Annotated in this window: 16 protein-coding genes and 2 pseudogenes; 1 reads left to right on the forward strand and 17 read right to left on the reverse strand. The window is 33.7% G+C overall.

The annotated features are described in order from the left end of the window. Nucleotides 1-18: 18 nt before the first annotated feature. The 4 genes and pseudogenes from asd to BED47_RS23460 form a co-directional block, all read right to left on the reverse strand. On the reverse strand, nucleotides 19-1,062 hold the full coding sequence (gene asd / locus BED47_RS16120) for an aspartate-semialdehyde dehydrogenase (RefSeq protein ID WP_025568552.1): 1,044 nt from the start codon (nucleotides 1,060-1,062) through the stop codon (nucleotides 19-21). A 183-nt stretch (nucleotides 1,063-1,245) separates the two neighbouring features. Continuing rightward, nucleotides 1,246-1,428 (reverse strand): annotated as a pseudogene (gene spoVFB / locus BED47_RS23315) (dipicolinate synthase subunit B); the annotation flags it as partial. Between the two features lie 146 nt (nucleotides 1,429-1,574). Further along, on the reverse strand, nucleotides 1,575-2,108 hold the full coding sequence (locus BED47_RS16125) for a hypothetical protein (protein ID WP_025568551.1): 534 nt from the start codon (nucleotides 2,106-2,108) through the stop codon (nucleotides 1,575-1,577). Between the two features lie 287 nt (nucleotides 2,109-2,395). Further along, nucleotides 2,396-2,572: a cell division protein FtsZ gene (locus BED47_RS23460; RefSeq protein WP_098948807.1), complete on the reverse strand. Its 177-nt coding sequence runs from the start codon at nucleotides 2,570-2,572 to the stop codon at nucleotides 2,396-2,398. A gap of 120 nt (nucleotides 2,573-2,692) precedes the next feature. Between BED47_RS23460 and BED47_RS16130 the strand changes: the two genes are divergently transcribed. Continuing rightward, nucleotides 2,693-4,189: a recombinase family protein gene (locus BED47_RS16130; protein ID WP_069034500.1), complete on the forward strand. Its 1,497-nt coding sequence runs from the start codon at nucleotides 2,693-2,695 to the stop codon at nucleotides 4,187-4,189. Nucleotides 4,190-4,224: 35 nt separating this feature from the next. Here the strand turns inward: BED47_RS16130 and dpaB are convergent. The 13 genes and pseudogenes from dpaB to nusA all read right to left on the reverse strand — a co-directional run. After that, nucleotides 4,225-4,650, reverse strand: a pseudogene (gene dpaB / locus BED47_RS16135) (dipicolinate synthase subunit B); the annotation flags it as partial. Continuing rightward, entirely contained in the window at nucleotides 4,647-5,549 is a 903-nt protein-coding gene (dpaA, locus tag BED47_RS16140) for a dipicolinic acid synthetase subunit A (protein ID WP_025568549.1), read from the reverse strand. The gene dpaA and the pseudogene dpaB, both read right to left, overlap by 4 nt. Before the next feature lie 234 nt (nucleotides 5,550-5,783). Then, nucleotides 5,784-7,025: a M16 family metallopeptidase gene (locus tag BED47_RS16145; protein ID WP_025568548.1), complete on the reverse strand. Its 1,242-nt coding sequence runs from the start codon at nucleotides 7,023-7,025 to the stop codon at nucleotides 5,784-5,786. Between the two features lie 101 nt (nucleotides 7,026-7,126). Next, nucleotides 7,127-8,107, reverse strand: a complete 981-nt coding sequence (locus BED47_RS16150) for a polysaccharide deacetylase family protein (protein ID WP_069034501.1) — start codon at nucleotides 8,105-8,107, stop codon at nucleotides 7,127-7,129. Nucleotides 8,108-8,524: 417 nt separating this feature from the next. After that, nucleotides 8,525-10,639, reverse strand: a complete 2,115-nt coding sequence (pnp, locus tag BED47_RS16155) for a polyribonucleotide nucleotidyltransferase (protein WP_025568546.1) — start codon at nucleotides 10,637-10,639, stop codon at nucleotides 8,525-8,527. A 231-nt stretch (nucleotides 10,640-10,870) separates the two neighbouring features. Then, nucleotides 10,871-11,140: a 30S ribosomal protein S15 gene (gene rpsO / locus BED47_RS16160; protein ID WP_025568545.1), complete on the reverse strand. Its 270-nt coding sequence runs from the start codon at nucleotides 11,138-11,140 to the stop codon at nucleotides 10,871-10,873. Nucleotides 11,141-11,279: 139 nt separating this feature from the next. Continuing rightward, nucleotides 11,280-12,221: a bifunctional riboflavin kinase/FAD synthetase gene (ribF, locus tag BED47_RS16165; RefSeq protein WP_029715282.1), complete on the reverse strand. Its 942-nt coding sequence runs from the start codon at nucleotides 12,219-12,221 to the stop codon at nucleotides 11,280-11,282. A gap of 72 nt (nucleotides 12,222-12,293) precedes the next feature. Then, nucleotides 12,294-13,205 carry a tRNA pseudouridine(55) synthase TruB gene (gene truB / locus BED47_RS16170; RefSeq protein ID WP_025568544.1) on the reverse strand — a complete coding sequence of 304 codons (912 nt, stop codon included), beginning with the start codon at nucleotides 13,203-13,205 and terminating at the stop codon, nucleotides 12,294-12,296. 72 nt (nucleotides 13,206-13,277) lie between these two features. Next, nucleotides 13,278-13,625, reverse strand: coding sequence for a 30S ribosome-binding factor RbfA (gene rbfA / locus BED47_RS16175; protein WP_025568543.1), 348 nt, complete (start codon nucleotides 13,623-13,625; stop codon nucleotides 13,278-13,280). A 409-nt stretch (nucleotides 13,626-14,034) separates the two neighbouring features. Then, nucleotides 14,035-16,215 (reverse strand): translation initiation factor IF-2, encoded by a 2,181-nt coding sequence (gene infB / locus BED47_RS16180; RefSeq protein WP_069034502.1) that lies wholly within the window; start codon nucleotides 16,213-16,215, stop codon nucleotides 14,035-14,037. A gap of 23 nt (nucleotides 16,216-16,238) precedes the next feature. Continuing rightward, nucleotides 16,239-16,538: a YlxQ family RNA-binding protein gene (locus BED47_RS16185; RefSeq protein ID WP_025568541.1), complete on the reverse strand. Its 300-nt coding sequence runs from the start codon at nucleotides 16,536-16,538 to the stop codon at nucleotides 16,239-16,241. Next, complete coding sequence (gene rnpM / locus BED47_RS16190) at nucleotides 16,535-16,804, reverse strand: RNase P modulator RnpM (protein WP_025568540.1); 270 nt, start codon at nucleotides 16,802-16,804, stop codon at nucleotides 16,535-16,537. Before rnpM ends, BED47_RS16185 begins: the two co-directional genes overlap by 4 nt. A gap of 8 nt (nucleotides 16,805-16,812) precedes the next feature. Further along, entirely contained in the window at nucleotides 16,813-17,937 is a 1,125-nt protein-coding gene (gene nusA, locus BED47_RS16195) for a transcription termination factor NusA (RefSeq protein ID WP_069034503.1), read from the reverse strand. Nucleotide 17,938: the final 1 nt, after the last annotated feature.

Below are 17,938 nucleotides of genomic sequence, written 5' to 3' on the forward strand. Positions count from 1 at the left end.
CCTCTCTAGCAGTTTTCACTAAATGATGCTTAACTCAATTAATCTTTCAGCAATTTGCACTGAATTCCAAGCAGCACCTTTTAATAGATTATCTGAAACGATCCATAAATGGAATCCAAATGGATTATCTAGGTCTTTACGGATACGTCCTACAAATACTTCATTACTTCCAATACTGTAAAATGGCATTGGATATAGTTGTTGTTCTGGATCATCTTGTAAAACGATTCCAGGTGCATCACTTAAAAGTGATTTAAGTTCAGCTACTGATACTTCCTTATCAACTTCAATGTAAACTGACTCTGAGTGACCAGAAATTACAGGAAGTCGTACACAAGTTGCGCTAATTTGTAATTCAGGTAAATGCATGATTTTTTTCGTTTCATTAATCATTTTCATTTCTTCATAAGTATATCCATTCTCAGTAAATACATCGATTTGTGGAATTGCATTAAAAGCAATTTGATAATGTTTCTCACCACTTTTTACCGGTAATACTGATGGAGTTGCTTCTTCACCATTTAAGAATGCTTGCGCTTGTTCCTTTAATGCTTCAATTGCTGTAACTCCAGCACCAGAAACGGCTTGGTAAGTTGAAACTACTACTTTATTTAAACCAATTGTTTGACGAATTGGTTCTAGGGCAACAACCATTTGGATTGTTGAACAGTTAGGATTTGCAATAATCCCTTTATGATTAAATAAATCTTTGTCATTTACTTCAGGTACAACTAAAGGTACATCTTCAGCCATTCTAAATGCACTAGTGTTATCTACTACTACTGCCCCTCTTTTAACTGCTTCAGGAGCTAGATCTTTTGATACTGAGCCACCAGCACTAAATAAAGCAATATCAACACCTTCAAAAGCTTCAGGAGTAGCTTCTTGTACGATTACTTCTTTACCTTTATATGTTAATTTTGTTCCTGCAGAACGTTTTGAAGATAAATATTTAATTTCTTTTACTGGAAAATTTCTTTTCTCCAATGTTGCAATCATTTGTTGTCCAACTGCTCCAGTTGCACCTACTACAGCTACTACATAACTTTGTTTATTCCCCACTTTTTTTGCACCATCCCTGTTTTCACTTTTATTAAATAGTTTACGTCAAATGAAGTTTATATTCAAAGGTTTTCGCTTGAATAATTGATTTCATAGTAACGAGTATGTATCCTAATGACACATACTCAATTTTCTTCATTCTAACATAGAAAAAATAATTCAGTCCTATTTTTTCTAAAATATTTATTGGAGATCGCGATATTTTTCAACTAAAACAGGTTGAAGTTGTTTTCCTTCAATAGAAGATTTCACTGTATCAAGCAATGAATCCATTCTTGCCACTAATGAATTCGGTTTTTTGATTGGATCATCTTGGCCAAAGGGAATAAAATAGATATTTTTTGTACTCATTAAACGCATTAAATTATGACTTAGAGGATAATACCTATCTAAACGGAATATCATTGGTTTGGGACAGTAAAAAATTGACTTTAAAAGGAGCCGATTAAAGGATTTAAAAGGGGATTGAAACAAAAAATTAAGCTTAATAAAATAATTTTTAAGATCTCACCCTAATGATTGTAATGAACGATATAGTTAGCGTAAACATAATCAAGTTGTTTTTTAATGCAAGTATTATAAAAGGTTTGTTTATAATCAGTATATAGTACCTTTAAAAACCGATCTCTAATTGATTTAATCGTCAAATTATGAAACCGTAAATAGGTTTCTGTCCAAAATATCATATTGTTAGAAAAAGTTTCATCGTCGATTTCAAAAAATGTCCGTACAGCTCGAATACCAATATTCCCCATTAAAACAGTAATATCTTCCACGTCAACATTTGCATCTAGTTCAAAAATAATAATCTCATAGTCGTTTCTAGTTCTATTATGTGCACCCTTAAGTGAATAACCAATTAATTCACCATTTGTAAGATTTAAGGCAACTACACCTTTTGCATAATCTAAAGCCCAGTTATTATAAGCTAGTTCTAAGACATCTTTTATTCTTACATTTAAAATCAATTGATCAGCAAGCTTACGTTCGATCAATTTTCCCTTTGAACAAAATTGTTTTTTAAAATGATATTCGATAATAACCAACATTCCTCTCTTTGATGAATATTTAGAATCACTATCACTATAATTACGTTCGTTATGTAAAAAAAATGACAGATTTTTGAGTAATCTGTCTTAGAATTTTTCTTAAAATAATGAATCATGGTCACTATTATATCTGTAGTTAAATTGATTGCATATTTAGTTTTTTACCGCTGTGAAAAGTACAAAAATATAGTTTGCCTAAGCAATTTACTTTTGAAATCTAATTCTTCATTGATCAAGATTACAGATAAAAAAGCACCCTTTTTTAGGTGCTTACTAAATTCATCTTACTGATCATCTTTCTTATACATTTCTTCTTTAATAATCTTCCAGCCAATCGTATGAATTTCTTCAATAATTTTCTTTTTATTTTCTTCTGTAACATCATTTGGCGCAATTATATTCACTTTTGTTTTTCCGAATTGATAGGTAGCAGTAAATTCTGTTTGTTTACTCAGTATCACCACCCCCATAATTCATTGTATGTTTAGTTTTCTGACGGACTAACCAACCTTTTTTTGCCGATGATTCAAAAATTAATTAATTCCTTAATTAGACATATATATAGTCTATGAGGTGATTACATGGAACGAGTTGCATTGTACTTGCGTAAAAGTCGAGCAGATTTAGATGCAGAGGCTAGAGGTGAAGGTGAGACCTTATCAAAGCATAAGGAGCAGCTTTTGAAATTCGCTAAGGAAAGTAATTTAAATATAATCTGTATACGACAAGAAATTGCATCTGGTGAATCGCTTGTTTACCGGCCAGAAATGTTAAAGCTTTTACAAGAAGTTGAAGAATTCAAATATGATGGCGTGTTAGTAATGGATATGGACCGTCTTGGACGCGGTAATATGAAGGAACAGGGCATTATTTTAGAAACGTTTAAATCCTCTAGAACAAAAATTATTACTCCAAGAAAGACCTATGACCTACATGATGAGTTTGATGAGGAATACAGTGAATTTGAGGCATTTATGGCGCGAAAAGAATTAAAAATAATTACTCGAAGGCTTCAACGAGGTCGAGTATTATCAGTCCAAAGAGGAAATTATTTAGGAACCTTTGCACCTTATGGATATGAGATATATGAAACAAAGGAATTCCGCTCTTTACGTATTAATAGCAAGCAGGCAAAGGTAGTAAAAAGTATTTTTGAATGGTATACGAAGGATTTGATTGGTGCAAACGAAATTGCTAACCGTTTAAATCAAATGAATATCCCTTCCTATACAGGTAAAAAGTGGAGTTACAATTCCATTTTGGAGATGATCAAAAATCCGATTTATATCGGTAAAGTGACTTGGAATAAAAAATCAAGTAAAGGTATAAGAAAACCAAAATCTGACTGGTTAATTGTCGATGGAAAACATGAAGCAATAATTGATCCTGATATACACAATTTTGCACAAGATATTTTAACTAGTCGATACCATGCCCCTTATAATAGTAAATTAAGTAATCAGCTAGCTGGAATAATGTTTTGTAGTAAATGTGGATCAAAATTACAGCAGCGTTATCCAAAAGGCAAACCTAGACAAATTGTGTGTACAAATAACCGTTGTAACACCCGCTCTTCCTATACTCATTTAATTGAAGAGAAACTATTACAAGGGTTAGAAATTTGGTTAAAAGAATATAAAATCAGTTTTACGAATCAACCCGACGAGGAAGATTTTGAAGTAATTAATTTAAAAAAACAGGCACTTAAACAAATAGAGAATGAATTAAATGAAGTTGTAAAACAAAAAAATAATTTATTTAATTTACTAGAACGCGGTATTTATGATGAATCGATTTACAATGAACGTTCAAAAACCCTCTCTAATCGACTAGAAGAACTTTCAAATAGTAAGACGTTAATTTTGGATGAACTGACAAAATATCACAATAGAGAGTTGCTAAACGAACAATTAATTCCAACCTTTGAAAAAGTGTTAGATTTATATTACAAAACAACCAATATAGAGCTTAAAAATAAACTCCTTAAATCAGTCTTATTTAAAGTTGAGTATCAAAAAGAGCCACATCAAAAACTAGATGATTTTACACTAATACTTTACCCAAAGCTCCCCAGGTGATCTTTAAAATTGATTTGGTATTACCATCTAAGTCACATTAAATTAGTTCCATTTAAACCTAAAGCATCGTTTGTAGAAATACCTAAAACAACAGGTTTTCCATTTCTTAATGTAGCCTTAGCTGCCATTAATACAGGGCTGTCAGTTTGAGCATTAGCAAACTTACTCATTGAATTTCCTGTTAACGGTGCAATTACCATACAATCTAATTGTACTTTTGGACCAAATGGTTCTGCTCCTACAATTGAATCAACTGTTTTACGCCCTGTAATTTCTTCAATTTTTTCGATCCAGTCTTCTCCTACTCCAAACCTGGTTGTTGTGCTTTTTACAGTAAATGTAACGACAGGGTATACGTCAGCTCCATCATCCACTAATTTTTGAATTTGTGGTACTACCTCTTCATAAGTACAATGTGATCCTGTAATACCAAATCCAATTTTCTTACCTTTCAACGTCATTTTTGTTGCTCCTTCCTTTTATCTAAATCTACCTTTAATAGCTGTGTTAGTACGTTTCCAATTATTTGACCTGCTGTTTTAGGAGCAACGATTCCTGGTAAACCTGGTGCTAATAAGGCCTTAATGCCTCTTTTTTCAGCATAACGAAAATCTGTTCCTCCAGGTTTAGAAGCTAAATCAATGATTAATGAATGTGGTTGTAATTTTGAAATAACACTTGCTGTCACGATTTGAACTGGAACAGTATTAATTACAACATCTACATCCTTTAAGGCCTCTTCAATATTCTTAAATTCAAAAGCTTCTAAGCCCATTTCAATAATTCTAGCAATATGTTCTGATTTACGAGCCCCTACTTTTACTTTTGCACCCAAATTATGAAAAGTCCTAGCGACACTCATTCCTGTACGACCTAAACCTAATACCGCTACTTTCGAATTATGAATTGTATATTCCGTATGTTGAATAACCATCATAATCGTACCTTCAACGGTTGGAATACTATTATAAATAGCTACATCGTCTCGTTCAAATAATTTTACTAACTTTCGGTTTGAAGCTGTAACTATACTATCTAAGTAAGAGTTACTTATTCCAGAGTAAATCGTACAATGTGAAGGAGTACTGTCTAAAATTTCTTTTGTCAGCACGACTTTCTCATTTGAAAAAATTGTATCGACTACTCCTTCAATATTTGTACCTGGTACAGGTAGAAGGATTGCATCAAGATCTTCAAAATTTGCATCTGCCATTAATTCTTTTGAAGCACTTGTAAAGCCACTATCTAATTGTTCAAAGCCTATTAATGTTACCTTTGCGTCTAACTCTGTTAACTTCCGAATAACTTCCAGCTGTCTGGCGTCCCCACCAATAACAGCAATATGCAAGCCAGTTAACATGCAGCATTCACCTTCTTTACTTCACTATGGTAAATGGAAATTAATCTCTGTAAGCAGGACTACCGCCTAACATCTTTCTCCTAAATATCTTATGAATCTTCCATTGCATTGGTGAAGATTCTTTCTAAAATTAAGGAGCAGTAATGAAAAACTGTTTAAATCTGAACATTTCTATTCTCAGTCATTTGAAAAATAAAAAAGAGGACCCTTTAAGGGCTCCCCTAATTGATTAACTTATTGTTTAATATTTGTTGGAATTACTCCATCGGGACTTACTAATGAAACTGCATAGTCATCAGTAAAAACAAACTTCGCAATATCATTTACTTTATCAATTGTTACGTTATCTATTAGTTGAATTACTTCATCTAAAGTACGGTGATTACCTAGCATCAATTCATTTTTACCATTTCGGCTCATTCTGCTATTTGTACTTTCTAATCCTAACATTAAATTACCTTTTAATTGCTCTTTACAATTATTTAATTCTTTTTCTGTTATTCCATCTGCATTTAATACTTTTAAAGTTTCTTGGATTGTTTCAAATAATTGATTTAATTGGCTTTTTCCAGTACCTGCATAAATTGCAACTGTACCGCTATCTTGGTATGCAGAGTGATATGAGAAAACAGAATATGCAAGTCCTTTTTGCTCACGAACATCTTGGAATAAACGACTACTCATACTACCACCAAGTATATTATTTAAGGCAATTAATGGATATAAGTCGCTATGTCCAAGTTCAAGACCTCTATAGCCAACACAAAGATGTGCTTGCTCTGTTTCTTTTTTTCGAGCAATTTGTCCATAATGTATTGTAGGGATCCCAAAGTTTATCTCTTTCTTTTTCCCCTCATAATTTCCAAATAAATCTTCAACACGTTTAATAAAGGATTCATCAATATTACCCGCAATTGAAATAACTACTTGATCTGGCGTGTAAAAATCCTTCATATACTGACGTAAAGTATCGCCGTTAAAAGATTTTAAAGTTTCTTCTGTTCCTAGAATTGGATAACCTAATGGATGAGTTTCATACATAACTTTACTTAATAAATCATGTACTAAATCGTCTGGTGTATCATCATACATTTTAATTTCTTCAAGTACTACATTTTTTTCTTTTTCTAATTCACCTTCATCAAAAGTTGAATTAAAAAACATATCACCTAACACTTCTAACGCGTAATCCGCATGAGTATCTAACACTTTAGCGTAATAACAAGTATATTCTTTTGAAGTAAATGCATTTACTTGTCCACCAATTGAATCGAAACTTTCAGCGATTTCTTTCGCATTTCGTGTTTTAGTACCTTTAAAGAACATATGCTCAAGAAAATGTGATACACCATTTAGTTCTGACGTTTCATTATTTGAACCTGTTTTAATCCAGACTCCAAGTGCAACTGAACGAACAGTTGAAATATTTTCAATTACTACTCTAACTCCATTTTTGCAAGTATGTCGTACAATCATGTAATGCCTCCTATGTATACACCATCTATTTTCACTTTTGTAATAAGATTGAAAAATTTAACTATATTTTACAATCATCTTAACAAAGCTGAAAGTAATTGTCATTTGTTTTCAACTTTTTTAATTGTATCGTACCGTTTTTCATCTAATAAAGTTGAAATATTTACAACTTTTCGACCTGATGCTTCTATTTTTGTAATTAGTTCATCAAGTGCCTCAGCTGTCGGTTTCGTTGGATGCATAAGAACGATTGTACCATTTTCTACTTTTTTCATAACACGATTAATAATGACTTCTCTTGGCGGTTTCTGCCAATCAATCGTATCTGCTGTCCACATAATTGTTTTTAAGCCTAAACTTGAAGCAATTTTAACTACCTCATCACGATAACTACCGCTTGGAGGGGCAAACCATACAACTTTTTGATCAGTTGTGGCTAGTATGACTGAATTTGTTTGGGTTATTTCATTTCTTATTTGCTGACTACCTAATCTTGCCATATCGGGATGTGTATAAGAATGGTTCCCAACTTCTTGATCTGCAGCAGTGATTAGTTGAGCGACAGTTGGATTATTTTTTACCCATCTACCCTCAAGAAAGAAAGTTGCGTTTGCATTGTGCTTCTTTAATACTTCTAACATTTTCGGAATATATTCATTTCCCCATGCAACATTGATTGTAAATGCTACCATTGGTTTTTCAGGATTCCCTTTATACACTGGTGATGGTGGTAAATCCTTTAAATGAACTTTTGGAGAAACTTCTTTAAATACTAGCTTATTCTCATCAAACTTGCCTTTTGCTTTCATTTTCTTATATGACGCATTAACATCGACTGTTAAACCATTATACCCAGGTATTGCTTTCCAAACCGAGTCCACATAGGCATCTTTTGGAGGTATCTCGAAAGTTGGCGCCTTTGTTTTGATTTCATCAAATAACCCATTTGTTTTTGCTGTTACAAATGACGTTTTTGAAGTTAAGTTCCTCACGTATTGATTAGTATATTGATTTCTAACGACTAAAATTGCTAGAAATAATGCCATAACGAATGCTAAGACTTTTAACCGACTTCTTCCCATTTCCTAAACGCCCTCCTACTAGAAGGAATATGATATTTTTTAATATAATAGAACAAGCTTTCTATGACTTATGTACGACTAAATTAGCAATCACTAATTTACCTGGTAATTTCTAGTTCTACTTTTCTTATTGTAACCAAAAAATTTTTAGGCACACATAAAATTCTGCAAAATTAAAAGAGAGAATTAGAATGGAAATGTGGAAGTAAAAATAAAAAAACAACAGGCTCATTTCTATGTGCCTGTTGTTTCTATTTTGGGTCATGGAAGAGCAAAAGCTTTTAAGCTTTGCGAGATGTCTAGCTCCAGGCGTTTGCCCCTCGAGGTCATAAGCCAAGGACCAGCAAAGGTTAAAAAACAACCTTCACTGGTCCTTGTCTTATGCTTGTCGGGGCAGAGCGAACGCCTTCCGCTTTTCTAGTTTTGCTCAGCTTTTTCTTTTTGTTCTTTTAATACAGCTTTACGAGAAAGGTTTACTCGTCCTTGTTTGTCGATTTCAGTTACTTTTACTAGGATTTCGTCTCCAAGTGAAACTACGTCTTCAACTTTTGCAATGCGTTCTTCTGCTAGTTCAGAAATATGGACTAATCCATCTTTACCTGCAAAGATTTCAACGAATGCGCCGAATTTTTCAATTCGTTTTACTTTACCCATGTATAATTGACCTACTTCTACTTCACGAACAAGGTCTTCAATAATTTGTTTTGCACGTTCATTCATAGGTTGGTCTACAGATGAAATAAATACTGTTCCATCTTGTTCGATGTCAATTTTCACGCCAGTTTCTTCAATAATTTTATTGATTTGTTTTCCACCAGGTCCAATAACATCTTTAATTTTATCTGGGTTAATTGTCATCATTAAGATTTTTGGAGCAAACTCAGATAATGCTGTTCTTGGTTCACTGATTGTAGCAAGCATCGAATCAAGAATTTGCATACGACCAATTTTTGCTTGTTCTAATGCTTCTTTTAAAATTTGTTCTGATAAACCTTCAATTTTAATGTCCATTTGAAGTGCAGTTACACCTTTAGCTGTTCCTGCTACTTTAAAGTCCATATCTCCTAAATGATCTTCCATACCTTGAATATCTGTAAGAACTGAATAATGTTCACCAGATTTAATTAATCCCATTGCGATACCAGCAACTGGTGCTTTAATTGGTACACCAGCATCCATCATTGCAAGAGTACTTGCGCAAATACTTGCTTGTGAAGTTGAACCATTTGATTCAAGTACTTCTGATACAAGTCGAATTGTATATGGGAAATCCTTTTGATCTGGAATACTTGGCTCAAGTGCTCTTTCACCTAATGCTCCATGTCCAATTTCACGGCGACCTGGTCCACGAATTGGGCCTGTTTCACCAACACTAAATTGTGGGAAATTGTAATGATGCATAAAACGTTTTGATTCTTCTATGCCTAATCCATCAAGAATTTGCACATCACCTAGAGCCCCTAGTGTACAAATGCTTAACGCTTGAGTTTGTCCACGAGTGAATAAGCCAGAACCATGTGTACGAGGTAGTAAACCAACTTGTGATGATAATGGACGGATTTCATCTAATTTTCTTCCATCAGGACGTACTTTTTCAACCGTAATTAAACGACGCACTTCTTCTTTTACTAGCATTGAAAGGATTTCTTTAACTTGTCCAATAATCTCTTCTTCTGCTTCATTTTCTTCAAAATGAAGAACAACACGTTCTTTTACTTCATTGATTGCAGCTTCACGAGCATGTTTTTCATGAACTTGAATTGCTGCGTTTAATTCTGTTTCACAAATTTCACGAATTTGTTTTTCTAATTCAGCGTCAAGTTCATGAAGCTGAATTTCCATTTTTTCTTTTCCAATTTGAGCTACTATTTCTTCTTGGAATGCAATTAATTTTTTAATTTCTTCATGACCAAACATAATTGCTTCAAGCATTACTTCTTCTGGCACTTCATTAGCTCCAGCTTCAACCATGTTAATTGCATCTTTCGTTCCAGCAACTGTTAAATGAATGTCACTGTTTTCAGCTTGCTCTACAGTTGGATTAATAATAAATTCGCCATTAATGCGACCGACTACAACTCCAGCAATTGGGCCGTTAAAAGGAATGTCAGATACACATAGAGCTAGAGAACTACCAAACATAGCAGCCATTTCTGATGAACAATCTTGATCAACACTCATTACCATGCTGATTACTTGTACTTCATTACGGAATCCATCCGCAAATAATGGTCGAATTGGGCGGTCAATTAGTCGACTCGCTAATATTGCTTTTTCACTTGGTCTACCTTCACGTTTAATAAATCCACCAGGAATTTTACCTACTGCATATAAACGCTCTTCGTAGTTTACTGTTAATGGGAAAAAGCTAACTTTTTTAGGTTCCTTTGATGCAGTTGCTGTTGCTAATACGACAGTATCTTCGTATCTTACTAAAACTGCTCCATTTGCTTGCTTTGCTAATTGTCCTACTTCAACAGTAAGAGTTTTACCAGCAAGCTCTGTGGAAAAAACGTGCTTTTGTTGTTCCATATGGTATAAATACCCCTCTCTAATTTACAATTCAAAGTCTAAATTAATTATGTAAAAAAATCGTATATTCTCTATTATCTCCTATGTTTAGTAAAGAAATCAACTAACGAGAAAAAGAGAATAAATATTTATAAATTTAAAATTCAATTGTTCAGTAATTTTAAATCGATATGTATAAGAAAAAGCGGGAAGAATCCCGCTTTTTCTTAAAGTATCAAATTAATACTCGAATTAACGACGTAAACCTAATTTGTTAATTAATTCACGGTAACGAGTAATGTCTTTGTTACGTAAGTAGTTAAGTAAGTTACGACGCTTACCAACCATTTTTAATAAACCACGACGAGAGTGGTGATCTTTTTTGTGAGTACGTAAGTGCCCATTTAAAGAGTTAATGTTTTCAGTTAAAACTGCAATTTGAACTTCTGGAGAACCAGTATCGTTCGCATGAGTTTTGTAAGTGCTGATGATTTCGTTTTTACGTTCTTGAGTTAATGCCATGTTTTTTCACCTCATAATAATATTGTTGAACACCTATCACCTAGCAGTCGTCGGTGAATCGATTTGCCAAGCAACGGTTTTTCAAGTACTTTAATAATATTACATTGTTTTAATTATAAAAGCAAGTATTCTAAATTAGTTATTGTCTAAAATAACTTTTTACTGTTTCACGATCTTTCTGTAATTGATCGATTAACTCATTTATACCATTAAACTTCTTTTCATCACGTATTCTAGCATACCAAAAAATTTCAACTTCTTTTCCGTATATATCTTCATTAAATTCAAAAATATTAACTTCAATTGTTTGTTTTTGGAACTCATGATAGAAAGTTGGTTTGTATCCAATATTACACATACCTTCATATATTTCACCATTAACAATACATTTTACAGCATAAACACCTACTGATGGTAATGCATATGGAATGGAAACAGAAATATTAGCTGTTGGAAATCCAATTGTTCGGCCACGTTTGTCACCATCTACAACGATCCCTTTAATTTGATACTGCCTGCCAAGTAAGTGGGTAGCTTCTTCCATTTCACCAGCTTTTATCGCTTCTCTAATTCGTGTTGAACTTACTTTCTCCTCGTCTAAAACGAATTTTGAAACTGTTGATTGAGTAAATTCACCTCTAGAATGAAATGGTAATGATTCCATATTCCCTTTACCATATTTTCCAAATGAAAAATCAAATCCAGCAACAACATGTTTTGCATTTAAAGAAATAATGTATTGATCGACAAATTCTTGTGGTAGTAATGTCGCAAATTCCTCTGAAAATTCAACAACAAATAATTGGTCTACACAAAGTTTCTCCATCCACTTCACTTTTAGCTCCAAAGGTGTCAAATAAGAAATCGCATCATCACGATTTCCGAGAATTGCAGATGGATGTGGATTGAATGTCATAACTGATAATAATAATCCTTTTTCATCCGCAATTTCTTTGGCAGTTTTTATGACTTGTTGATGACCTTTATGTACTCCATCAAAAAAGCCAAGTGCTAAGACCGTTTCTTTACAATCTTCTTTTTTTATTGAATGAGGATGGGTGATTTTTATTATTTTTGTCATATATATCACCTTTTCTATAATCAAGTCTCTTTTCCCATTATAGAACAATGAATAAAATTTATATAGTTTTTTCTATTGGTTATGAAATACTCTTGTCGGTTTAATTACATTATTATTTTTAGGGTTTGGAGTGTACATTGCAATAATTCTATTATTTTCGTTGTAGACTGCAATATATTCCCCTTCTTTACAGTTCATCGTATTCGGAAAAAATCCACCATTAAAAACTCTTACTTCTTCTTCAGCTGTCACAGTTAGACGTGGATACTCATTAAGAGCTTGCTCCATCGATAACATGACACGATCTAAAGTAAAATCATTAGCATTTTCTTCTAATTCAGCAAATGTAACACAATCATCAATCGTAAATGCGCCTGCTTTTGTTCTAGTTAAATAAGACATGTGAGCAGGGAATCCTAAAAGCTCACCAATTTGAACAGCTAAAGTTCTAATATATGTACCTTTACTACAAAAAACTTCAAATTTAAAAGAAATTGTTTCTCCTTCGAATACTTCTCGATCATCAAGTAAAATAATTTCAAATATTGTAACCGTTCTAGTTGGACGTTCAACTTCAATTCCAGCTCTAGCGTACTCATATAGCTTTTTACCATTTACTTTTACAGCAGAGTACATTGGAGGAGTTTGACTGATATCTCCAGTTAATTGATTTAATACATTTAAAATTTCTTCACGAGTAATAACTCGATCAACCTTCTTTTGATCAATAATTTCACCATGAGCATCCTCGGTTGTTGTAGAAAACCCTAAAGTAATTTCACCAATATATTTTTTCCGATCATCGGTTAAATATGGTATTAGCTTTGTAGCTTCACCTACACATATTGGCAAGACGCCCGTTACTTCTGGATCAAGGGTTCCTGTATGACCGACTTTTTTTGTCTTTAAAATCTTTCTTATTTTAAAGACGCAATCATGAGAGGTAAGACCCGCTGGTTTATTTAGTGCAATTACACCATTCATCTTATCACCTATCGTTTATTTTTTAGCATGATGAAAAATGGATAGACGAATCTCTCGCCTATCCATTCATTATCAGTTATTCTCTTTATTAATTTGAGTTAGCAATGTCTCAATTCGATTACCATAATCGACTGATTCATCAAATTCAAAAATTAATTCTGGTGTCTTACGTAAACGAATACGTTGACCAATTTCAGAACGAATAAATCCTTTTGCTTTCGCTAATCCAATTAATGTATTTTGACGTTGTTCATCGTCACCTAATACTGAAATATAGACTTTAGCTTGTTGAAGGTCACCAGTTACTTGAACATCAGTAACAGTTACGAAGCCGATTCTTGGATCTTTAATTTTTCTACCAATAATCTCACCAAGTTCTTTCTTCATTTGTTCCCCAACACGATGTGCTCTAACTTTCATACTTTCACCTCAATCTTACAAAGCAAAACATTACGTGCTTCATACAATTAGTTTAACTAAATGTATAAATAATTATTTATTATGCTGAACTTATTCATTTGTGATAAGTCCATTATTTTTTTCCAGTTTTAAATGATCATCTAGAAGAAAATAATATGATGTCTAGTTCCAGCGACTTGCCCCTCGAGGTCATAAGCCAATGACCAGTTAAGGTTAAAGACCAACCTTATCTGGTCCTTGTCTTATGCTTGTCGGGGCAGAGCGAGTCGCTTCCACTTTTCGTTATGTCTAGTTCCGAAAGCTAGCTCTTCGGTAATATTCCAACTACTTTCGAAGTGGACAAACCACCACTTCTTCAAGTTGCCGGAGATATTCCCTTCAGAGCTGGGCAAGCTTTCTCCACTTTTCGTTACTTACGTTTAATTTCTTCCATTACGTAAGCTTCGATTACGTCGCCTTCTTTAATATCATTGTATTTCTCGATTGTGATACCACATTCGTAGTTTGTCGCTACTTCTTTAACGTCATCTTTGAAACGTTTTAGCGTGTCTAATTGACCTTCGAATACAACGATACCATCACGAATTAAACGTACACCGCTGTCACGAGTGATTTTTCCATCAGTTACATAACATCCAGCAATTGTACCAACTTTTGATACTTTGAATACTTGACGAACTTCTGCTTGACCGATTACTTTTTCTTCAAACTCTGGGTCTAACATACCTTTCATCGCAGATTCAATTTCCTCAATTGCTTTGTAAATAATGCGGTGTAATCGAATATCTACATTTTCTAAGTCTGCAGTACGTTTTGCATTTACATCAGGACGTACGTTGAAACCAATAATAATCGCATTAGATGCAGAAGCTAAAATTACATCAGACTCAGTAATTGCACCAGCGCCTGTGTGGATGATTTTAACTTTTACGCCTTCTACTTCAATTTTTTGTAATGAAGCAGCCATCGCCTCAACAGAACCTTGAACGTCAGCTTTAACAATTAGATTGATTTCTTTTACGTTACCTTCTTGAATTTGAGCAAATAAATCTTCAAGAGATAATTTTGAGCTTTCACTACGTTGTTGCATAACTGCTTGTGAAGCACGTGCTTCACCAACTTGACGCGCACGTTTCTCGTCAGCAAATACCATAAAACGGTCTCCTGCTTGAGGAACTTCATTTAAACCAGTAATTTCAACTGGCATTGATGGACCAGCCTCTTTAATTCGACGACCTAAGTCATTTACCATTGCACGTACACGACCAAATGAAGTACCAACTACAATTGGATCTCCAACTTTTAATGTACCATTTTGAACTAATAAAGTTGCAACTGCACCTTTACCTTTATCTAATTCAGCTTCGATTACAGTACCAAGTGCTTTACGTGATGGGTTAGCTTTATATTCTTCTACTTCACTAACTAAAAGAATCATTTCAAGTAACTGATCAACACCATTACCGTTTAGTGCTGAAATTGGAACAAAGATTGTGTCTCCACCCCATGCTTCAGAAACAATACCGTGTTCAGTTAATTCCTGCATTACACGATCTGGGTTTGCAGATTCTTTATCCATTTTATTCACAGCTATAATAATAGGTACTTCTGCTGCTTTTGCGTGATTGATTGCTTCAACTGTTTGAGGCATAACACCGTCATCAGCTGCTACAACGATAATTGTAATATCAGTAACTTGTGCTCCACGTGCACGCATTGTAGTAAATGCTGCGTGACCAGGCGTATCTAAGAACGTAATTTTCTTTCCTTCGATTTCTACTTGGTAAGCACCGATATGTTGTGTAATTCCACCTGCTTCTCCAGCAGTTACCTTTGATTTACGAATATAGTCAAGTAAAGTAGTTTTACCGTGGTCAACGTGACCCATAATCGTTACAACTGGTGGACGTTCTTGTAGATTAGCCTCATCGTCAGCTTCATCAATAAAGCTTTCGAAATCATTTTCATCGACAATAACTTCCTCTTCAACTTCAACTCCGTAGTCACTTGCTAATAATTCGATTGTGTCTTTATCAAGGTCTTGGTTGATTGTCGCCATAATGCCTAACATAAATAATTTTTTAATTAATTCTGATGGTTCTTTACCTAATTTTTTTGCAAGCTCAGAAACTTTTAATGATCCTGAGAAGATTATTTTATTTGAGGTGTTCTCGGTTGAGTTATTTTTATGATTCATATTTTGGTTGCCTTTCTTTATCCCTGTCGTTTGTCGATCTTCAATTTGACTGCTTTGCTTTTGGCTATCAGTCTTTTTCTTTTTATTACTGTTCTTTTTTGATTTTTCTTTCGTATCTTCTAATTGATAGTCTGCTTCATAATCAAGCTCTTCACTAGCTTCTACATTAAATGCAGAAATTACCTTAAAAGAAGATTTAGACATAGCTTTTTGGGGTTGTTTGATCTCTACAGACTTTGGTTGAAAACTCTTATTTAACTTTTCAACAATATCCTCTGCAATTGTGGCCATATGATTCTTTACTTCGATTTTTAAATCCTTGAGTCTTTCAATAATTTCCTTACTTGAAACATTTTGCTTTTTAGCATACTCATAAATTCTAATTTTCGTCATACGTTCACCCCCAGATTAGTCCATTAATTTAATAATGTCTGAAGTTTTGTTGCAAATCCTTGATCAGTAATTGCAACGACCACTCGAGCGTCTTTCCCAATAGCGTGCCCTAATTCAAAGCGATTTTCAACATAACAAAGTGGAGTATTGTAATAAGTTGTCTTGTCTTTTATTTTCTTCGCGGTTAAATCGGAAGCATCCTTTGACAAAATAACTAGTTTTGCTCTTTTTTGCTGGACTTCTTTTACAACTAACTCTTCGCCTGAAACCACTTTACGAGCTCTAGCTGCAAGTCCTAATAAAGACAATCCTTTATTTGTCATGCTTTTTCCTTTTCAATAAACGCTAAAAGTTCTTCATATAGACTAGCATCAATTTTAGCGTTTAATTGCTGTTCTAAAGTATTTTTTTGCTGCGCTTGTTTTACTACTTCAACAGATTTTGTTAAGTAAGCTCCACGACCAGATTTTTTTCCACTTGGATCAATGGATACTTCTCCTTCTTTAGAACGTACAATTCTGATTAATTCTTTTTTTGGTTTCATTTCTTGTGTTACAACACACTTACGTAAAGGAATTTTTCGATTCATGAGTTTACTCACTCCTCATTAAAGTCGTCAGCGTAAGCATCGAAATCATCATTAGATACAGTTAATTCTTGCGCTGGTGATGTATAGTCAATACCAATTTTATCTGCGTCAGACTGTGATTTAATATCAATTTTCCAACCAGTTAAACGGGCAGCTAATCTAGCATTTTGACCTCTTTTTCCAATTGCAAGAGATAATTGGTGATCTGGTACTACTACTGTAGTTGCTTTTTCTTCTTCATTTACTAAAACTCTAATAACTTGAGATGGACTTAATGCATTTGCAACAAATTCAACTGGATCTGAAGACCAACGAACAATATCAATTTTTTCACCTTTTAATTCATTAACGATTGATTGTACACGTTGACCTTTTTGACCTACACAAGCACCTACTGGATCTAAATCAGGATTGCTTGTATATACTGAAATCTTAGAACGGTCACCTGCTTCACGGGCTACTGAACGAATTTCTACAACACCATCATAAATTTCAGGTACTTCTGTTTCAAATAAACGCTTTAATAATCCAGGGTGAGTACGTGATACAAAAATTTGTGGACCTTTTGATGTTTTTTCAACTTTTGTAACAAATACTTTAATGCGATCATGGATTCTATATTTCTCAGTTGGAATTTGTTCAGTTACAGGAAGTACTGCTTCAATTTTACCTAAGTTAACATAAATTGCGCGTGAATCGATACGTTGAACTGTACCTGTCATCATATCTTCTTGGCGGTCAATATATTCTGAATAAATTACACCGCGTTCTGCTTCACGAACTCTTTGTGTTACTACTTGTTTAGCAGTAGTTGCAGCAACTCGTCCAAAGTCTTTAGGAGTTACTTCTAATTCAATGATATCTCCCACCATAAAGTTTGGATTATGTTGTTGTGCTTCTTCAACTGTAATTTCTAAACGTGTATCAAACACATTGCTTACTACTTCTTTTCTTGCAAAAACACGAATTGAACCGTTATGTAGGTTAAAATCAACTCGAACATTTTGTGCTTGATTAAAATTACGTTTATATGCTGAAATTAAAGCTGCTTCAATTGCTTCAATTACTACATCTTTACTAATTCCTTTTTCTCTTTCAATTATTTCTAATGCTGTTAATAACTCCGAACTCATT

This window comes from Gottfriedia luciferensis (assembly GCF_001712755.1).
In the GTDB taxonomy this organism is placed as follows: Bacteria; Bacillota; Bacilli; order Bacillales; family Bacillaceae_G; genus Gottfriedia; species Gottfriedia luciferensis_B.

What these genes read in the sequence shown, in the direction of transcription:
- BED47_RS16130 (WP_069034500.1), top strand. Translation starts at nt 2,693, where the DNA reads ATGGAACGAGTTGCATTGTACTTGCGTAAAAGTCGAGCAGATTTAGAT.
- dpaA (WP_025568549.1), bottom strand. Translation starts at nt 5,549, where the DNA reads ATGTTAACTGGCTTGCATATTGCTGTTATTGGTGGGGACGCCAGACAG.
- BED47_RS16145 (WP_025568548.1), bottom strand. Translation starts at nt 7,025, where the DNA reads ATGATTGTACGACATACTTGCAAAAATGGAGTTAGAGTAGTAATTGAA.
- BED47_RS16150 (WP_069034501.1), bottom strand. Translation starts at nt 8,107, where the DNA reads ATGGGAAGAAGTCGGTTAAAAGTCTTAGCATTCGTTATGGCATTATTT.
- pnp (WP_025568546.1), bottom strand. Translation starts at nt 10,639, where the DNA reads ATGGAACAACAAAAGCACGTTTTTTCCACAGAGCTTGCTGGTAAAACT.
- rpsO (WP_025568545.1), bottom strand. Translation starts at nt 11,140, where the DNA reads ATGGCATTAACTCAAGAACGTAAAAACGAAATCATCAGCACTTACAAA.
- ribF (WP_029715282.1), bottom strand. Translation starts at nt 12,221, where the DNA reads ATGACAAAAATAATAAAAATCACCCATCCTCATTCAATAAAAAAAGAA.
- truB (WP_025568544.1), bottom strand. Translation starts at nt 13,205, where the DNA reads ATGAATGGTGTAATTGCACTAAATAAACCAGCGGGTCTTACCTCTCAT.
- rbfA (WP_025568543.1), bottom strand. Translation starts at nt 13,625, where the DNA reads ATGAAAGTTAGAGCACATCGTGTTGGGGAACAAATGAAGAAAGAACTT.
- infB (WP_069034502.1), bottom strand. Translation starts at nt 16,215, where the DNA reads ATGACGAAAATTAGAATTTATGAGTATGCTAAAAAGCAAAATGTTTCA.
- BED47_RS16185 (WP_025568541.1), bottom strand. Translation starts at nt 16,538, where the DNA reads ATGACAAATAAAGGATTGTCTTTATTAGGACTTGCAGCTAGAGCTCGT.
- rnpM (WP_025568540.1), bottom strand. Translation starts at nt 16,804, where the DNA reads ATGAATCGAAAAATTCCTTTACGTAAGTGTGTTGTAACACAAGAAATG.
- nusA (WP_069034503.1), bottom strand. Translation starts at nt 17,937, where the DNA reads ATGAGTTCGGAGTTATTAACAGCATTAGAAATAATTGAAAGAGAAAAA.